Genomic DNA, 16,992 nt, shown 5'->3' with positions numbered 1-16,992 from the left:
CAGCCAGACAGCAAAAGCAGGCCAGTTAAACAGACAGCTTTAGCATACGAAATCAATAAATTTCTCATACTGATGTCTCCTTTCAGACTAAAGTATAAATTAGCATAATTTTAGGATAATGCAAACAAAAACATACACAAAAATTAACTAACGTAACGAAATATTAACTCTAAATGGATTATTATGTTTTAATATATATGCTATCTACCAAATATAATTAGCGTAAAATAGCAAGCAAACCGGAATTTCTCTTAAAAAATGGCAAAATTGGCTGAATGAGGTTGTATCAGTTGTGCATCTGTTTCAATTTATATCTTGCCAGCCTGCTTTTTAATTAATTTGCCATCATTAGTGACTACCCAGCTATCCAGTATGGCAGCGATATTTTTTTCGGTTTGCCGCCATAACTTGAGATAGGTACGGTCGTAACTAATACTGACCTTTACCGGAAAATTTTTGATGAAAAAATCATGCTTACAATATTTTATCTGACCGACCGTATCGCATAGGATTAGAGTTTTAATGTCATTATTTGAATCCTGATAAATATATAAATCATTTCCGATGAGATTATCTTCCCATGGTTGATTGGTTTTAGGGTTTATACCGTTATTGGCCTGATAATAAGTTAAACCAAATATTTTATTTGCCTGTTTGAAATATTCAAAATTCCAAGTTTCTTTTGTCGATTTCAGAATATTATTAAACCACTGGTTGAAAGTTCTTGGTTGATTGGGGCTGAATAAGTTATATACATTAGTATAACCCCATGGAAAATGCTTGGCCTTTGGAATTAAGATTTTGATATCTTGTTTATAATCACTATCAGTTTGTTCGTTTTTGCTTTTTACTGCACCATCGGTTAGTCGATAATCAAAATCTAATTCTTTTATATGCATCTGATAGGTAATAGGCGGTTGCTTATTTATACTGCTTGTATCAAAATTTTCTGTGGCACCAATATAGCTCACTTCAGTATAAAGAACACCACTGGGAATACTAACCGGTTTACCCCCCAGATTACCGATGGAATCAAAGCGGCCAAACCGGTCTTTATTGACGAAAGGTATGGTCTGGTGTTTGGCAGCATTATCTTTATTATTATCAGAACATCCTGTAAGCAAAAGTAGGCCGGATAAACAGACAGCTTTAGCATACGATATCAATAAATTTCTCATACTGATGTCTCCGGTCCTATTGCTGGATAAATTAGCATAAAATTTAGATGATACAAAAAAATATATATCTATTCTTGTAATTTTATATTAGTTTTAAGGCTATAGATATTTACTGTTAATTCTGATTTATATAACTAGAAAAAAGAAGAATACTGTAAAAATGGCAAAAACTAAGGCTGATGTGGATTTGAGATATCTGGAAATAACGGTGTTTTATTTGTTTTGATGCGTAATCAGATATAAATATAACTTAGTAGCAATACTGTTAAGAAATAAAACTAATCAGCTTACTAATATAATCTACTTCTTTATGCCGCTCTAGTGAATTTGCCTATGATTAAAGGCAAAGAAATAGTGATTAGCTCCTGAACTTTTATATAGCTAATCATACGTGTACCATCTATCAGGATATTTATTACTATTATTTGCTAACATCTCATCATTTTTAGTATTTACACCGAGATTTTGGTAGTAATAAATTTACCTGCCATTATGGAAATGGCAGGTATGATTGAAAAAAATATATGTAACTATTTATCCCCACATGGAAGAAATTTGGGTTTGTTGAGTAAATTGTTGCATCTGGCTAATCATATCTGGCGATAATAAGGTGTATGCTTCATTGTCATAACTATGACGACTAATCCCATGAGCTGTGTCAAAAGTAGCCATAGCATCAACCAGTTGTCTGATTTGGCTGGCTCCTATCTGTTTACCATCAGCAGTAACAATATTGTAATGGTCAGTGTTAGAATAGTCTCCCGGCATACTTATCGTTACCTGATCACGTGAACCAATATGTGTTATGGTTAGCTGGCCTTGGGATAAATCGAACCAAAGCTCATTACTGTTGTATTCGGTGAAATTTAGAGTATCCATTTCTCCATCTAAAAACTCAGATTCATAGATAAAATCCATCCCGTGTTTGGCGCCAAAAATAAATGTATCATTGCCAGTACCGCCGGTAAGTGTATCATTGCCGGTACCTCCTATCAGAATATCATCTCCGTTTCCACCATCCAGAAAATCATTGCCACTGCCTCCATCTAAAATATCATTTCCATCGCCACCCATTAGGAAATCAGTATTACTGCCGCCAGTCAGAATATCGTTTCCCTTTCTTCCCGTTAATTCATCTATTCCAGCTGTGCCTATTAAAACCAGATCGTCATATTGTCTTGGGTCATTATCATCAAGTGCTACATTGTCAGAGCTGGTATCAATGGCTGGTATAACTGTGATATCGGCCGGAATATCTTTAACAGTTAATGAGCGGTCATCAAAAGTAAATTTAAAATTAACATTTTTAAAGGTAAAGAAATTTAAAATAGTGACAACATCTTCATTGCCATAAGCTTTAAGTAAGAGATTATCTCCTTGTTGAATAAACTGTATATTTTCAGCAGATGCTCCTTTGAATACAAATTCATTCGTATATAATACAGGATCATTATGAATCGCTAATTCAACAATATCCTGCCCATGACCTTTTTCAAACAAACATAAGCTGTTTGGAGTTTGGGTATATATATAGTCATTACCCTTTCCTCCATTGATGAAATTATATTCTAAGTTTTCAGATCTTATATAATCATCACCATCTCCACCCTCAAGAATGCTATAGTTCCCTTGGCTAAATAATGTATCGTTACCTTTGCTTCCAATCAAGTGAGTAGCAGGATAAGTATTATCATATGGCCATTCGCCTAATGTATCACCTTCCACTTTAGCAGACTCAACTTCCTGCCGGCTGAGTTGATTCAGAATATCTGCTACGTCTTGCCCTGTCTGTTGTGCCACGCCCAAAGCTACATCCACCACATCCAGTATCTTATCTTCAGCGATAATGGTGAATGCACGGCATTCAGGGCGATAAAAATAAGACGGTAGTCTGATGCTGTCTGCGTTGCCATAAGGATGGATAATTAAATCGTATCCAACGCGAGTGAATACGATATCTGAAGCTTTTGCGCCTTTTAGTACGAGTTCATTACATTGATTTAAAAATGGTAATTCAGCAATACCGTAGTCATCTATGCAAAATTCTTTACCTTGACTGCCCTGAAATATATAACGATCACTTTTCCACTGCCGATCTGGCTGATAGCCGTTGTCTTCAGATAAGATAATGGTGTTCATTTCTGTTGTATTTTGTATGTCGGACATAATTATTTCCTGATATTTGCGTTGCTTGGGAGAAATGATTTCAGCTGTTTTTATGCTGAATTTTTAAATGAGTGTTGGTTAGTCTATACCCGATGAGACTTGGGTAATTTTGGACGAAATTCTATTGCGTTCTCCAATTCGTTTTTCATAGGTATAGGTGTTTAATTGGTGTTATGAATTGTTAAAATAACACAGATGTTATATTCCATCAAGTTATATTATTAATTATATTATTGAAATATTTAATTTTTTATTGTATTTCTATTAATATTTCTAATGAATTTTTACTATCTATTGGTATGGATGTTTGGTAGTGCTGAGGTTGGTTTTGAAATAAATATTTTAAAGTTTGTATTAATTGAATTTATGTTCTTAAGATTTATATCTATTTAAGATTATTTTAAATTGATTTTTTTTAAGTTTAAGTTTATTGTTTTTGATTTAGGAATGGGAGAAGGTTTTAATTAAGTGTATATGTGATGGTTTTAAAGGTTGTGAGGCAAACTGATGTTTTGCTTAAAAAATGAGCTTTGCATTTGTTTGTATTGAGGTATGTAACTTGATTTTTATGTTGTAGCAGCCATATTAATTTTTTATTTTGTCGGGGTTTTGATGATGGCAGAAACTAAGTTGATATCAGCGGATCAATTGACACGATTTGTGTTTGATGATTGTCCGGTGCGTGGTCTGCATGTGAATTTGCAAGAAGTATGGCAGCATGTAGCAGAGAATAAAGCTTATCCTAAGGCAATTCACCGTGCTCTGGGTGAGCTGACTGTAGCAGCGGTGCTGCTGGCAAGCAATCTGAAGTTTGATGGTAATCTGATTGTACAGGTGCAGGGTAAGGGTGTGCTGAAGATGCTTGTTGCTGAAGCTACATCGGCTGCTACCTGCCGAGCTACAGCACGCTGGGATGAGTCTGCAAAAATCGATGAAAATATGTCGCTCGTGGATTTGCTGGGTGAGGGCGGTATGTTTGTGCTGACTTTACAGCCAGCTCAGGGTGAATCTTGGCAGGGTATGGTGGAGCTGTCCGGAAACAGTATTGCACAGATGCTGATGAATTATATGGCGCGTTCTGAGCAGCTGGCCACGCATATTACGCTGGCCGCTGATGAATCAAAGGCTGGCGGGTTGTTGTTGCAGAGGCTGCCTGAACAAGATATTAATGATGATAGCTGGGCTGAATTGTGTGCTCTGGCAGAAACGCTGACAGCAGATGAATTGTTAAATTTGGATGTGCAGACTTTACTTTTTCGCCTGTTTCATGAACATGAGGTACGGCTGTTTTCGCCGCAAAATGTGGAGTTTGCCTGTACTTGTTCGCGTGGCAAGGTTAGCGATATGTTGTTATTGCTGGGCGGACAAGAGGTGGGTGAAGCTGTAGCTGAGCAAGGCAGTGTAGAGGTGAACTGTGATTTTTGTCATGAACGTTATGTATTTGATGAAGCTGATGTCAATGCTTTGTTTGGCAGTAATGTGGTTGCCACAGCTCAGCAGGAGCTGGCAGCGCGACAAATCAATCATTAATGCTTTAAGCCGAAAAAACAGCCAGTTCAATAACTGGCTGCTTTTTTATACGCTGATGTATCTGAGATGCTAACTTAATGTTGCATTATAGCTTCTATTTCAGGAATGGTTTTGGGTACGGAGGCAGTGAGTACTTCGTTGCCGTTTTCTGTAACCAATATGTTGTCTTCGATGCGGATGCCTATATTGTGAAATGCTTTTGGTATATCATCTGCGGCGCTGATGTACAAACCGGGCTCTATAGTGGTGACCATGCCTGGCTGTAGTAATATGGGTTGTTCTTGATTATCGAAACGACCACCCACATCATGAACATCTAGACCTAGCCAGTGGCCAAGGCCATGCATGTAAAAACGGCGGTAAGTTTGCGCTTCGATGTTTTGTTCCAGACTGCCATGCAGTATGCCTAGATCGATTAGTCCTTGAGTAAGCATTTGGATTGCCGCAGTGCTGATGGTTTGCCAGTTTGCTTGTTTGACTGTAGAAGCTATGCTGGCTTGATTAACTGCCAGTACGATGTCGTAAACATCTCTTTGAGCACTTGTAAAACGGCCGTTTATGGGAAAGGTACGGCTAATGTCGCCGGCGTACATTTCATATTCAGCACCGGCGTCAATCATGAGTAGCTCATTTGGCTTAAGCCGGCAATTATTGCTGACATAATGGAGACAGCAGGCATTTTTGCCACCGGCTACGATGCTGTTGTAGGAGGGAAAACGTGCTCCGCGCTGCATGAATTCGTGCAGGATTTCTGCTTCTACCTGATATTCGAATTGCCCCGGACGTGTGGTCTGCATGGCTCGTATGTGTGCTTGTGCACTGATTTCGGTAGCGATGCGCATGATTTTTTGTTCATGCTCATCTTTTATTAGGCGCATTGGGTCGAGTATGGTGGCAAGATTCACCATGCTCTCAGGTGCGATTGTGCTGCCGTTGGTTTTGCGGTAATTAGCTATTCGGGCAATTTCATACCATACTTCCTGCACTTTAAAATCATTGTCGGGATAGAGTCCCCAGAGGGCAAACAGGTGGCGATGGCCGGACAGGGCTTTTTTGAGGTAAGCCGGCCACTGGCTGATGTCATCGGCGCAATCAAACGCAAATACTTCGCGCGCAGCGCTGTAGCCATAGCGGAAACCATTCCAGATTTCATGTTCGGGGTCTTTGTTACGGCACAGTAAGGTAGCGCTGTGCTCGCGCCCGTTGAGAATCAGGGCTGCACCAGGTTCGGGAAAACCGGTGAGATAATGAAAATAGCTGTCCTGTCGGTAAGGGTATTCGGTGTCGTTACTGCGTCTTTGTTCGGGTGCGGCAAAAATAATAGCCACTCCATCTTCGCCAATTTGACTAAGTACATGTTGGCGTCGCTGCCGGTAAACGTTGATGTCAGTATCCATTATTAGTATTTCTCCCTGCTGCCGTTGCGGCGAGCAGTTTGTATTTGTTGAGCCAGCCATAGTGCGAGTATGGCACCGCTAAGGTCGGCAATGGCATCCATTATATCGCCATTGCGGGTGGTAAACAGTGCTTGAATGACTTCGCTGGTGGCTGCCCAGATAATGGCGCTGATGAGAAGCAGACGTTGGGGTATGGTGAAACCAGCACTGAAACAGGCTTTGGCCATTAACCAGAATTGGCCAAAAAACAGGCCGAAGTGGCAGATTTTATCGAACTGTGGAATAGGCACAGGAGTGCCGCTGGATTTGAAAAACAGAAAATAAATGCTAGCTAGAAACCACATGATGGCAATGAGCAGCCATTTGTTGAAATAAATGGTAGCTTTCATCGGGATTCTGCTTCGCTGAGCCATTGCTGGCACAAAGATGCTAGGCGAATGAATTTATTGCCGCGCTGTAAAAATAGCTGTTGCCATTGCTGTATGGTTGCAGTATCCGGTGCTTCATCTATGCTGCATTCATTTAACCAAAAATCGAGAACTTCGGCACATTCTCCGGCAGAAGCAGTTTGAAAAAATTGGGTAGTGGCTTGCATGAATCTGAGCGTTTTGTGCCTGTTGAGGGGAGGTAAGAAAAAACGGACTGAATAGCAGTCCGTTTGACTTTATTCGGTATCCAGTACCGCGGTGGTGTAGACGTTCTGAACGTCGTCGAGGTCTTCGAGAGCGTCAAGTAAGCGTTGCATTTTTTCTGCCTCTTCACCTTCTAGTACGGTTTCGTTGACCGGACGCATGGTGACTTCGCCGTCAGCAGCATGAAATCCTGCTTGTTCGAGTGCTTCTTTGATGCTGCTGTACTGATAAGGCTCAGTAATGACTTCTTTTGAACCGTCTTCCTGTATGATGACATCATCTGCGCCGGCTTCGAGGGCTGCTTCCATAAGGCTATCTTCATCAACGTCGGGGCTAAAGAGTAAATAGCCCTGATGCGCAAACTGAAAGGCTACAGAACCATCTGTACCCAGATTGCCGCCGTGCTTGGTAAAGGCATGGCGTACATCGGCTACGGTACGGGTTTTGTTGTCGGTGAGGCAGTCTACCATCACTGCAGCACCACCTGTACCATACCCTTCATAGCGCAGTTCTACATATTCGACACCTTCGAGATTGCCAGTGCCTTTGTCTATGGCACGCTGAATATTGTCTTTAGGCATGTTGGCATCGGTGGCTTTATCCATTGCCAGACGCAGGCGCGGATTGGCTGATGGATCACCGCCACCTAGTCTGGCGGCAATGGTAATTTCTTTAATCAGGCGGGTGAAGATTTTGCCGCGTTTGGCATCCTGACGCCCTTTACGATGCTGGATATTGGCCCACTTGCTGTGTCCTGCCATTTTAAAATCCTTGTTTCTATGATGATTTTATGTATCAAAACAATGCCAAAGCTTTTGGCTTTGGCAGGTTTTAACGCCATCAAATAATTGAAATATGGTATTAATTTTACCATATTGCTTTTTTATTGAGTAGGCTGCTCTATGGTTTGTATTGAGATGAAGCAAGCTAGAGTTTTTGTATATGTTGGCGTTGCCAATGATTTAACCATGCAATGCAGCCTGCATGGATGATGGTGTAGGTTTCGCTAAAATTGCCGCTGAAATAGGGATCGGGGACATAATCGTATTCACTTTCTGGCAGCAAGTCGGTAATTTTGTAAACTCTGTCTGGACGGCTATCGCCGAAAATACGGGCTAAATCATGTAGATTTTTGTCATCCATGGCGATGATATGATCGTAAATGGCGATATCTTCTGGCCTGACCTCGCTGCTTTGAAATCCATCGCTGTTGATATTATGAGCAATGAGAATTTGTTTTGTGCCTTGATGCATGTCTTCGCCGTTGTGCCAGCCGGATGTACCGGCACTGGCTATTTCAATTTGTTCACTCAGCCCTTTTTCTGCTACGAGTTTGCGCAGGATATATTCGGCCATGGGTGAACGGCAGATGTTACCTAAACAGACAAATAATACTTTGGTGGCCGGCATGTCAGTGGCTCCGCGGAAATAGTGGATTATGCCCGATCATGTTGATGGATTGGGCATAGCTGGGTAGTTGTGCTTGCGCACTGATGGGCTCATGCAGTAGGTGGATGTTTTCAACATGGCATTCGGCCAGTAAATCTATGAAATTTTGTACGATGGTATCGATATCATCCGCTTGAGTAAGCGGCCAGCGGAAAATCTGCGGCTGAAGTTCGAATGCGCTGTCGGTAGCGTTGAATCCAAACAGGATATTGCCACCATCTTGTGCTGCGATAACCACGCCCACGCGCGGGCTTTGCAAGCGAATAGAACGGATGGCATTGGTGGTAAATACATCACACGCCATACGCAAACGCATAGCACTGCCGCTGCGTAAGGCATTGAGTGGTGATTGCGGTGGCAGCGGATTAGTAAATAATGTGGCTCCGGCACTGGCTAGATGGGTTTGCCAAACCTGCATCAGGGGTAGGGCGGTATCTGCTAGCTGATGGCCGAGGGCTGGTAGGATGTCTGAGCCGGCAAAGCCAAGTGCGTAAAATACTTGTACTGACTGGCCCGTTTCCACTATAAGCGGGGTGTGCGGCAGCTGACTGAGAAATTCTGCAGCGCTTTGTGGATTTTGCTTGGCAGCGAACCATTGACTGGCCTTGATGTGGCTCAGAGTGGTGTCATTAATGAGATGAGGTGCCCAGTGAATGGTTTGCCAAGCATCTGTCCATGGTTGGTTTTTAAAGATTTCAGCTATGGCAGTTACTGGGATAGTGTCGGGAAGACAAATATTTTCTTTGGCTCCACCTACAACAATGACAGGCAGTGCGAGCCATTGTACTTCTGTGGGTGTGTGTGCCTGTAAGACGTTTTCTAGGCTTTCCCAGAGGATGTTGTATATCTTGCTGCTGGCTGCCATGGACAAGGCTACGGCGAGGTTGGTGTAATGGTTTTGGGCCAGCATGCGGCTGATTTCTACATGCAGACTTTCGCGGGCAAGGGTGGTCTGTGCTTTGGATGTTGGGTTGGCCAAGCTGGCTGCATGCATGAGCAGGTCGTTTTTGACTGGATCAGTTGGAAATGCCCTTGTATCAGGCAGACAGTGATGTGTGTTCATGATGTTGTGTCTGTTTAAGTAGACTTGTGTAAAGGTGATATTGTAGCAATTAGTTTTGTGTGAAACGAGTACAGGGGTATTTTCTGTTTGTGACCCGTGGAATTTTATACTGTAGATTGCTGCGGATTTGATTAGCTGTTTGGCTTGAAACTGAATCGGGCTGCCCTTATTTTTATCAAACAACAATTATTTTTGGGTAATTCGAGAACAATTATGAAACAAACACACAGTTTTCAGACTGAAGTTAAGCAGTTGTTACAGCTGATGATTCACTCTTTGTACAGTAATAAAGAGATTTTTTTGCGAGAGCTGATTTCCAATGCGGCCGATGCCTGTGATAAGTTGCGCTTTGAATCATTGAATGATGCTTCTTTGCTCGGTGATGATGCTGAATTCAGAATCACGGTAACTGCGGATGCGGAAGCCAAAACGATTACGGTTTCTGATAACGGTATTGGTATGAGTGAAGCAGATGTGATCGAGCATCTGGGCACTATTGCCAAATCGGGTACCAAAGCGTTTTTGGAAAAGCTGACAGGTGATGATAAGAAAGATGCCAATTTGATTGGCCAGTTTGGTGTGGGCTTTTATTCTGCTTTCATTGTGGCCGACAGCGTAACTGTTGAAAGTCGTAAAGCTGGTGTGGCTGAAAATGAAGGGGTGCGCTGGGTAAGTGCCGGTGACGGTGAATTTACTGTTGAGCCGATTAGCAAAGCTTCTCGTGGTACTGATGTGATTTTACATCTGAAAGAAGATGAGAAGGATTTGCTGTCTGACTGGACTTTGCGTCGCATTGTGACGACTTACAGTGACCACATTTCTGTGCCGATTTATATGAAAAAAGCACCGGAATATGATGAAGAAGGTAATGTAAAACCGTCTGATGAGCTGGAGGTGGTGAATCAGGCGCAGGCGCTGTGGCAACGCCCGAAAAATGAAATCAGTGATGAGCAGTATCAGACATTTTATCGTCATGTTTCACATGATTATGATGATGCGTTGGCATGGACTCATTTTCGGGTAGAAGGCCGGCATGAGTATACGGGTTTGCTGTATATCCCTAAACATGCACCATTTGATTTGTATGAACGTGAACCCAAGCATGGGGTGCAGTTGTATGTGAAACGTGTATTTATTATGGATGACGCAAAAAAGCTAATGCCTTCTTATTTGCGTTTTATCCGTGGCGTGATAGACAGCAGTGATCTACCACTGAATGTATCACGTGAAATTCTGCAGGAAAGCCGTGATCTGGATGCGATTCGTGCTGGTAGTGTGAAAAAAGTTTTGTCATTGATTGAAGATTTAAAGAAAAACCAGCCGGAAAAATATACTGAATTCTGGCAGGTATTCGGGAATACGCTGAAAGAAGGTATTGCTGAAGATTTCAGTAATAAGGAAAAGATTGCTGGTTTGTGTCGTTTTGCTTCCACCCATAATGATAGTAGTGAGCAAAATGTTTCACTAGCTGATTATATTGGCCGCATGAAGGAAGGTCAGGAAAAGATTTATTACATTACCGCCGATAGTTATGCCGCAGCAAAAAACAGTCCACATTTGGAAATCTTCCTGAAAAAAGGTGTTGAGGTATTACTACTGACTGACCGTGTGGATGAATGGGTAGTGAATAGTCTGCCGGAATTTGATGGTAAGGCTCTGGTGAGTGTGGCCAAAGGATCACTGGATCTGGGTAATTTGGCCGATGAGGAAGAAAAAGCGGCACAGGCAAAAACCGAAGAAGACAATAAAGAATTGGTAGAACAGATCAAGACTGCACTGGGCGATAAGGTGGAAGCTGTGCGGGCAACGGCACGGCTGACAGATAGTCCAGCCTGTTTGGTAGTAGGTGAGCATGATATGAGCCAGCATCTGGCACGCATGCTTGAGGCTTCGGGTGCTGCCGGACAAATTCCGCATACGAAACCTACGCTGGAAATTAACCCCGAACATCCGCTGATTAAGAAAATTGCTGTGGAACAAGACGAAGCTCAGCGTAATGAGTTGGCTGAACTGGTTTATGACCAGGCACTGTTGGCTGAGGGCGGTAAGCTGGAAAATCCGGCTGCATTTGTGAAACGTATGAATCATTTGTTACTTACGATGAATCAGTAATAGAATTTTTTAGTCTAAGCTGCCTTATTTAAGGCAGCTTTTTTATGTCTAAGTAATTTTTTGATTTTAATATATTGCTGAGTGATGCTATTTGTATTAATGGCTATGAAATGAATTTTTTCATGTTTTGATGCAGATAATGGCAGAGGCATGAGTTATTTATCTTCTAAAATATACATATGACTATTTTTGAATCAAAATTTCAAATATCAGTAAATAAAATAATAGGATAGATTGAAAAATTGGTTAAATTGAAATATTATCCGTTATTAAATGTAATAAAAATTTTATTTTTTTAACAATAGTTTTAGGTGAAACGATGGATGATAATAGTCAGGAAAATTTTGCTTTTTCTAATTGGGGTTTAAGTAACGCTTGGCAATTCAGATTTGAATTTTATGAAGAAAATGGTTTGCCTGAACGTAAAAATGCATCAAGATTTAAAGAGGCATTTAAAGCTTTACCTATGGGTAAGCGTTTTATATTAGCAAATAATATAGGTTCATTATTTTTCGGTCCACTGTATTTTTTATGTACAGGCATGTGGCGGAAAGCTATTGTCTTGTTGTTTCTCTTAATATTTATTGATGCTTTTCTTTCTGCTATTGGTGGAAAAAATTCGATTATAATTTTTGTAAATATGTTTAGCTCAATGGTACTTGCCAATCCGGCTTATTATTTACACCGAGTAAAAAAATCCAAATCTTTTAATATATTTGAAGGAGTGTTTTAAGCTGACTGAATAATACTCTACTCATGATTGTGAAACTTTAGTTTATATTTATTTGGTATAGATTCTCGTCATATATTTATTGATTCTATTTTCTCATATAATAAATAGTCGAATTATATATTTTGAATAAATTATAAGTTTGTGCTGAAGTAGTAATGACAATTTTTTAGATAAATATGCAAATATTATTCATTATATTGCCTTTGAAAAGCATATTTTGATTTAGTATATTAAGAAAATTATATTTTATCTATTTGTAATAATATGTGGTAATGTTTAAGAAATATAAAAGCAGCTTCAGAGTAAGGCCTCTAAGCTGCTTTTGTATTTGAATAAGAAAGGTTTACTTTGCTGTGTTTTTTTTATGACATGCCTGAATGAGAAAGGCTAGTACTAAGCACACTAGAAAAGGAAGACCAAATAGAAGAGTGGCGTGGAAAATCGGTGTAAACCATGTTGTTATCAAAATACTGATGATGGATATTAAACCGGCCAGCGTAATATAAGGAAATCCGGGTACACGAAATTTTAGTGTCTGCTGCTGTCTCTGCATGCGGATACGAAAACACAGATGGGTCAAAAATACGGCTCCCCAACTGAATAAAGCACCAAACATAGATAACGCTATCATTACTTGAAAAGCGCTATCCGGTTTAAACATATATACCAGAGCCGCTACAGCAATTCCCGCGGAAGATAAAGCCAGCGCATTCAATGGCACACCGTTGCTTTTTACTTTACCGAGTATTTGTGGTGCTTCGTTGGCGCGAGAAAGGCTGAACATCATACGTGTGGCAATGTAGAGCATGCTATTCATTGCAGAAAGTGCGGCCACGATAACAATAAAATTAAGGATGCTGTCTGCATAAGGAATGCCGACGTTTTGCATGACAGTTACAAAGGGGCTGGTACTACCTGTTTTGATTAGTTCCTGCCATGGTACCAGCATTACTATCAGACTGAGTGCAAGTAAGTAGAAAATCAACAGTCGCGCTAGTGTACCTTTGAAAGCTGTTTTTACAGCTTGCTCGGGGTGAGTGGCTTCTCCGGCGGCAATGGCAATCATTTCGATGCCCAGATAGCTGAATATCGAAATAATCACTCCTGTCCAAATACCCGAAAATCCGTGCGGGGCAAAGCCATTGCCAAACAGATTGTGCTCAATGCGGATGATACTGCCTTGCGATACCAATACAGCTACTGCCAGCAAAATGAATACTATGATGGCAAATATTTTGATGGTTGAGAACCAGTACTCTACTGAACCAAATGCTTTAACACTGTAAGCGTTGACGCCAATCAAACAGCAGGAAAACAGGGCTATCCATACCCATGAATCTACTTGCGGAAACCAGAATTTCATGTATTCGGCAATGGCGGTGACTTCTGTACCTACGGCTAATACGATGCAAGCCCAGTAACTGTAGCGTACCAGAAAGCCGGCCAGTGGGTGCAGATAGAATTCAGCATAAGCGCCAAATGAGCCGGATGTGGGGTGCTGGACGGTCATTTCTGCCAGACAACCCATAAGTGCCAATGCAATTAGTCCGCCAAGGGTATAGCTGATAATTACTGCAGGGCCGGCAAAGCCGATAGCAAATTTGCTGCCTAAAAACAAGCCGGTACCAATGGCACCGCCAATGGCAATCATGCTCATCTGGCTGGCAGATAGTTTTTTATGCAGGCCGGTTTCCCGCGACTGTATACGCTCGAAATTGCTCATCTTTTTTCCTCAGGATGAGATGCACAAGCCGAGCAGAAGATTCACGCTCGGCTTTTAGCTGACTGAATGAAAGAACGGTCTATCAGGTTACTTGCCCACGTGTATGAAACTTAGGCTGTGCCCATTCCTGATTGATCAGTACCTGTTTCAAATGCTGAACAGCCTGCCAGATATCGGTATAGCTCAGGTATAGCGGTGTGACGCCGAGCCTGATTACTTCGGGTTCGCGATAGTCACCAATTACCCCGCGGGCAATCAGAGCCTGTACAATGGCATAACCATGTGGATGGCGTAGGCTAACGTGACTGCCGCGATGCTCATGTTTGCGCGGGGTAATCAAGGTAAGTCCAAGGCCGGCACATTCCTGCTCAGTGAGGTTGATGAGTAAATCGGTCAGTTGCAGTGATTTGTGTCGTACGGCTTGCATATCAGTTTGGAGAAAGATATCAACGCCACACTCTATAAGGCTCATAGAGACAATTGGCTGTGTACCGCAGAGGTAACGACGAATGTTGTCGGCAGGTGTATAGCTGGCTGCCATATCAAACGGTTTTTCGTGTCCCCACCAGCCTGATAATGGCTGGCTGAATGCGGTCTGATAGCGCTGATGCACCCATAGCATGGCAGGAGCACCAGGGCCACCATTAAGGTATTTGTAGGTACAGCCGATGGCAAAGTCGCTATTACTACTATTTAAATCAATGGGTACGGCACCGATGGAATGACATAAGTCCCAAATAAGCAGGGCACCATGACTATGCACAAGTTCATTGGTGGATGCCATATTGTGCAGGTAGCCGGTACGATAATTGACATGTGACAGCACAACTACGGCAGTATGCTGATTAATGCTTTCGGCCAGATCTGCTGGTGTATCTACTAACTGGAGTTGATAGCCCTGATTAATCAGCGCCATGAATCCTTCAATCATGTAGATATCTGTGGGGAAGGAATCACGTTCGGCTATGATGATTTTACGGCGGTTGTCTTTTTGCTGCTGAATATCGACCGCGGCTGCCAGTACTTTAAAAAGATTAAGGCTGGTGGTATCTGTAACGACAGTTTCATTTTCTCTAGCCCCTATGAGCTGGCCGATTTTGTTGCCAAGCCGCAGCGGCAAATCCCACCAGCCGGCTTTGTTCCAGCTATTAATCAGGTCTGTGCCCCATTGTTGATTAATTACAGCCTGTGCTTGCTCAGTGGCCTTACGAGGCTTGGCACCGAGAGAATTACCATCCAGATAGATGACCCCTTGTGGTAATTCAAACTGGTTTTTAAATATTGCCAGTGTGTCTTTAGCATCCCATTGCTGACATTGTTCTTGTGTAATCATTGTGCTCAGTTTAAATCTGAAAATGAATAGTGTACTGAATTGCAGCTGGTGATGGTAAATAAATTCACAATTTATTTAGTTCGGTTAAGCTGTATCAATATTTTTCAGATTATTAAATTTTCTGCATGGGATGTCGATTTGGTTTATTCAATACGGGTTTGGTTGCTGCCGATTTTGAATATCTGAGCCAACATACCCATCAGCAGGATAACGGCAGCCAATATGCTGGTGTAAATGACTTCATATTTATAGGTGCCTTCAAATATCATGGTGATGATGGATGCAATAATTAGAGCGATAACCAAATAGGTGAGCCAAGGAAAGCACCACATTTTAAAACTAATGATTTTTCCCTGTTTTTCCAATTTTTTGCGTAGAAATAATTGAGAGAAGCTAATGGCCAGATAGACATACAGAGCAATGGTGCCGGTAGCGGTCATCAATACGTCGTAAACATTCATTTTAGCTGTGGCGGTAAGGTATACGGCCAATAAGGTAAAGACACAGGATACTAATACGCCAATTTGTGGGCTGCCGTTTTTTGAAGTATAGGCCATTATTTGATGGGCATCGCCGCGTTTGGCTAATGAATAGAGCATACGTGAGCAGGTGTATAGAGCGGAATTAAAACAACTGAGTACGGATGTGAGTACAACAAAGTTAACAATGTGGCGTGCCTGTGGAATACCGAGAGAAGTAAGTACCACGCTGTATGTGCCCCAAGTGGCATCCTTCAGATGCGGGTCGTTGTATTGAATCAGACACACGGTGATAAAAATTGAACCCACATAAAACAGAATAATGCGCCAGACTACGGATTTGGTTGCTTTGCGGATTTCTGTAGCTGGATGGCTGGATTCAGCAGCGGCAACAGTAACGATTTCAGCTCCTATATAAGCAAACATAACCCCAAGCAGTGCGGTAACCACGGATGAGATGCCATTGGGCATAAAGCCCTGACCGGTTAAATGCGACCATCCCTGTGCATCTGCCTGTCCCCATGGCCATAAATGCATGATGGCCAGACTGCCTATAATCAAAAACAAAACAATTGCAACTACTTTGATCAAGGCAAACCAGAATTCAAATTCGCCGTAATTCTTTACATCCATTAGATTGATGATGACTAATGCGATGGTTACTGCCAGCATGTAGCCCCAAATGGGTATCAGCGGAAACCAGTTGTTAAGAATTTTACCGGCTACATAAGCTTCCCAGCCCATTAGTAGAGCCCAAAAATACCAGTAAAGCCAGCCAATACTGAATCCAGCCCAGCGGCCGATAGCAATATCGGCATATGTGGAAAAAGAGCCACTGTCGGGATGAGCCACGGCCATTTCACCGAGCATTCGCATAATCAACATCACCAATAGACCACCAGCAGCATAAGCCAATATGGCAGCCGGACCGGTATGAAAAATTACTGAACCCGAACCGATAAAAAGGGCGCCACCAATTACGCCAGCTATAGATATCATGGTCAAGTGGCGGGATTTCAGTCCATTTTTTAATGTAGATGACGTACTCAATGTTTTCTCCTCTAAAAGAATTAGTGCCAGACAGACTAATTAAGTCAATTGCAGCCCGCAAAAAGTCTTCCTGATCGATGCAGAGCATTCAGGTTTTTTTATAATTGCAGCGGGGAATGCGGCAGCATGGAAGAATGCTGCCGCTGA

Annotated in this window: 14 protein-coding genes; 3 read left to right on the top strand and 11 right to left on the bottom strand. The window is 41.9% G+C overall.

What is annotated here, in order from left to right:
- Positions 1 to 308: 308 nt before the first annotated feature.
- Both J3U67_RS03395 and J3U67_RS03390 read right to left on the bottom strand, forming a co-directional pair.
- Positions 309 to 1,178 (bottom strand): hypothetical protein, encoded by an 870-nt coding sequence (locus J3U67_RS03395; RefSeq protein ID WP_267403779.1) that lies wholly within the window; start codon positions 1,176 to 1,178, stop codon positions 309 to 311.
- Positions 1,179 to 1,712: 534 nt separating this feature from the next.
- Entirely contained in the window at positions 1,713 to 3,344 is a 1,632-nt protein-coding gene (locus J3U67_RS03390; protein ID WP_267403777.1) for a calcium-binding protein, read from the bottom strand.
- 615 nt (positions 3,345 to 3,959) lie between these two features.
- On the opposite strand from J3U67_RS03390, the gene hslO reads away from it, so the two are divergent.
- Complete coding sequence (gene hslO / locus J3U67_RS03385; RefSeq protein ID WP_267403807.1) at positions 3,960 to 4,874, top strand: Hsp33 family molecular chaperone HslO; 915 nt, start codon at positions 3,960 to 3,962, stop codon at positions 4,872 to 4,874.
- A gap of 74 nt (positions 4,875 to 4,948) precedes the next feature.
- Here hslO and J3U67_RS03380 read toward each other — a convergent pair whose 3' ends face one another.
- From J3U67_RS03380 to J3U67_RS03355, 6 genes are all read right to left on the bottom strand, one after another.
- Positions 4,949 to 6,271 carry an aminopeptidase P N-terminal domain-containing protein gene (locus J3U67_RS03380; RefSeq protein ID WP_267403775.1) on the bottom strand — a complete coding sequence of 441 codons (1,323 nt, stop codon included), beginning with the start codon at positions 6,269 to 6,271 and terminating at the stop codon, positions 4,949 to 4,951.
- A gap of 2 nt (positions 6,272 to 6,273) precedes the next feature.
- Entirely contained in the window at positions 6,274 to 6,660 is a 387-nt protein-coding gene (locus J3U67_RS03375) for a VanZ family protein (protein WP_267403773.1), read from the bottom strand.
- Positions 6,657 to 6,866, bottom strand: coding sequence for a dioxygenase (locus tag J3U67_RS03370; RefSeq protein ID WP_100139870.1), 210 nt, complete (start codon positions 6,864 to 6,866; stop codon positions 6,657 to 6,659). Before J3U67_RS03370 ends, J3U67_RS03375 begins: the two co-directional genes overlap by 4 nt.
- Before the next feature lie 69 nt (positions 6,867 to 6,935).
- Positions 6,936 to 7,664 carry a YebC/PmpR family DNA-binding transcriptional regulator gene (locus J3U67_RS03365; protein WP_267403771.1) on the bottom strand — a complete coding sequence of 243 codons (729 nt, stop codon included), beginning with the start codon at positions 7,662 to 7,664 and terminating at the stop codon, positions 6,936 to 6,938.
- Positions 7,665 to 7,830: 166 nt separating this feature from the next.
- Positions 7,831 to 8,313, bottom strand: coding sequence for a low molecular weight protein-tyrosine-phosphatase (locus J3U67_RS03360; protein ID WP_267403769.1), 483 nt, complete (start codon positions 8,311 to 8,313; stop codon positions 7,831 to 7,833).
- A gap of 1 nt (position 8,314) precedes the next feature.
- Positions 8,315 to 9,415, bottom strand: coding sequence for a conjugal transfer protein (locus J3U67_RS03355; protein ID WP_267403767.1), 1,101 nt, complete (start codon positions 9,413 to 9,415; stop codon positions 8,315 to 8,317).
- Positions 9,416 to 9,628: 213 nt separating this feature from the next.
- On the opposite strand from J3U67_RS03355, the gene htpG reads away from it, so the two are divergent.
- Positions 9,629 to 11,527 (top strand): molecular chaperone HtpG, encoded by a 1,899-nt coding sequence (htpG, locus tag J3U67_RS03350; protein ID WP_267403764.1) that lies wholly within the window; start codon positions 9,629 to 9,631, stop codon positions 11,525 to 11,527.
- 319 nt (positions 11,528 to 11,846) lie between these two features.
- Positions 11,847 to 12,260: a DUF2628 domain-containing protein gene (locus J3U67_RS03345; RefSeq protein WP_267390025.1), complete on the top strand. Its 414-nt coding sequence runs from the start codon at positions 11,847 to 11,849 to the stop codon at positions 12,258 to 12,260.
- Positions 12,261 to 12,603: 343 nt separating this feature from the next.
- Here the strand turns inward: J3U67_RS03345 and J3U67_RS03340 are convergent, their stop codons facing one another.
- From J3U67_RS03340 to J3U67_RS03330, 3 genes are all read right to left on the bottom strand, one after another.
- Positions 12,604 to 13,983, bottom strand: a complete 1,380-nt coding sequence (locus tag J3U67_RS03340; protein WP_267403762.1) for an amino acid permease — start codon at positions 13,981 to 13,983, stop codon at positions 12,604 to 12,606.
- Positions 13,984 to 14,065: 82 nt separating this feature from the next.
- Positions 14,066 to 15,316, bottom strand: coding sequence for a kynureninase (gene kynU / locus J3U67_RS03335; RefSeq protein ID WP_267403760.1), 1,251 nt, complete (start codon positions 15,314 to 15,316; stop codon positions 14,066 to 14,068).
- A 143-nt stretch (positions 15,317 to 15,459) separates the two neighbouring features.
- Positions 15,460 to 16,845 carry an amino acid permease gene (locus J3U67_RS03330; RefSeq protein ID WP_267403758.1) on the bottom strand — a complete coding sequence of 462 codons (1,386 nt, stop codon included), beginning with the start codon at positions 16,843 to 16,845 and terminating at the stop codon, positions 15,460 to 15,462.
- Between the last annotated feature and the right edge of the window lie 147 nt (positions 16,846 to 16,992).

This window comes from Snodgrassella sp. B3837 (assembly GCF_026535955.1).
GTDB lineage: Bacteria > Pseudomonadota > Gammaproteobacteria > Burkholderiales > Neisseriaceae > Snodgrassella > Snodgrassella alvi_E.
Note: the sequence above shows the minus strand (reverse complement) of the source record. Positions and strands in the feature narration are given on the sequence as shown.

What these genes read in the sequence shown, in the direction of transcription:
- J3U67_RS03360 (WP_267403769.1), bottom strand. Translation starts at nt 8,313, where the DNA reads ATGCCGGCCACCAAAGTATTATTTGTCTGTTTAGGTAACATCTGCCGT.
- J3U67_RS03340 (WP_267403762.1), bottom strand. Translation starts at nt 13,983, where the DNA reads ATGAGCAATTTCGAGCGTATACAGTCGCGGGAAACCGGCCTGCATAAA.
- J3U67_RS03390 (WP_267403777.1), bottom strand. Translation starts at nt 3,344, where the DNA reads ATGTCCGACATACAAAATACAACAGAAATGAACACCATTATCTTATCT.
- J3U67_RS03355 (WP_267403767.1), bottom strand. Translation starts at nt 9,415, where the DNA reads ATGAACACACATCACTGTCTGCCTGATACAAGGGCATTTCCAACTGAT.
- J3U67_RS03365 (WP_267403771.1), bottom strand. Translation starts at nt 7,664, where the DNA reads ATGGCAGGACACAGCAAGTGGGCCAATATCCAGCATCGTAAAGGGCGT.
- J3U67_RS03375 (WP_267403773.1), bottom strand. Translation starts at nt 6,660, where the DNA reads ATGAAAGCTACCATTTATTTCAACAAATGGCTGCTCATTGCCATCATG.
- J3U67_RS03345 (WP_267390025.1), top strand. Translation starts at nt 11,847, where the DNA reads ATGGATGATAATAGTCAGGAAAATTTTGCTTTTTCTAATTGGGGTTTA.
- J3U67_RS03370 (WP_100139870.1), bottom strand. Translation starts at nt 6,866, where the DNA reads ATGCAAGCCACTACCCAATTTTTTCAAACTGCTTCTGCCGGAGAATGT.
- kynU (WP_267403760.1), bottom strand. Translation starts at nt 15,316, where the DNA reads ATGATTACACAAGAACAATGTCAGCAATGGGATGCTAAAGACACACTG.
- J3U67_RS03380 (WP_267403775.1), bottom strand. Translation starts at nt 6,271, where the DNA reads ATGGATACTGACATCAACGTTTACCGGCAGCGACGCCAACATGTACTT.
- hslO (WP_267403807.1), top strand. Translation starts at nt 3,960, where the DNA reads ATGGCAGAAACTAAGTTGATATCAGCGGATCAATTGACACGATTTGTG.
- J3U67_RS03395 (WP_267403779.1), bottom strand. Translation starts at nt 1,178, where the DNA reads ATGAGAAATTTATTGATATCGTATGCTAAAGCTGTCTGTTTATCCGGC.
- htpG (WP_267403764.1), top strand. Translation starts at nt 9,629, where the DNA reads ATGAAACAAACACACAGTTTTCAGACTGAAGTTAAGCAGTTGTTACAG.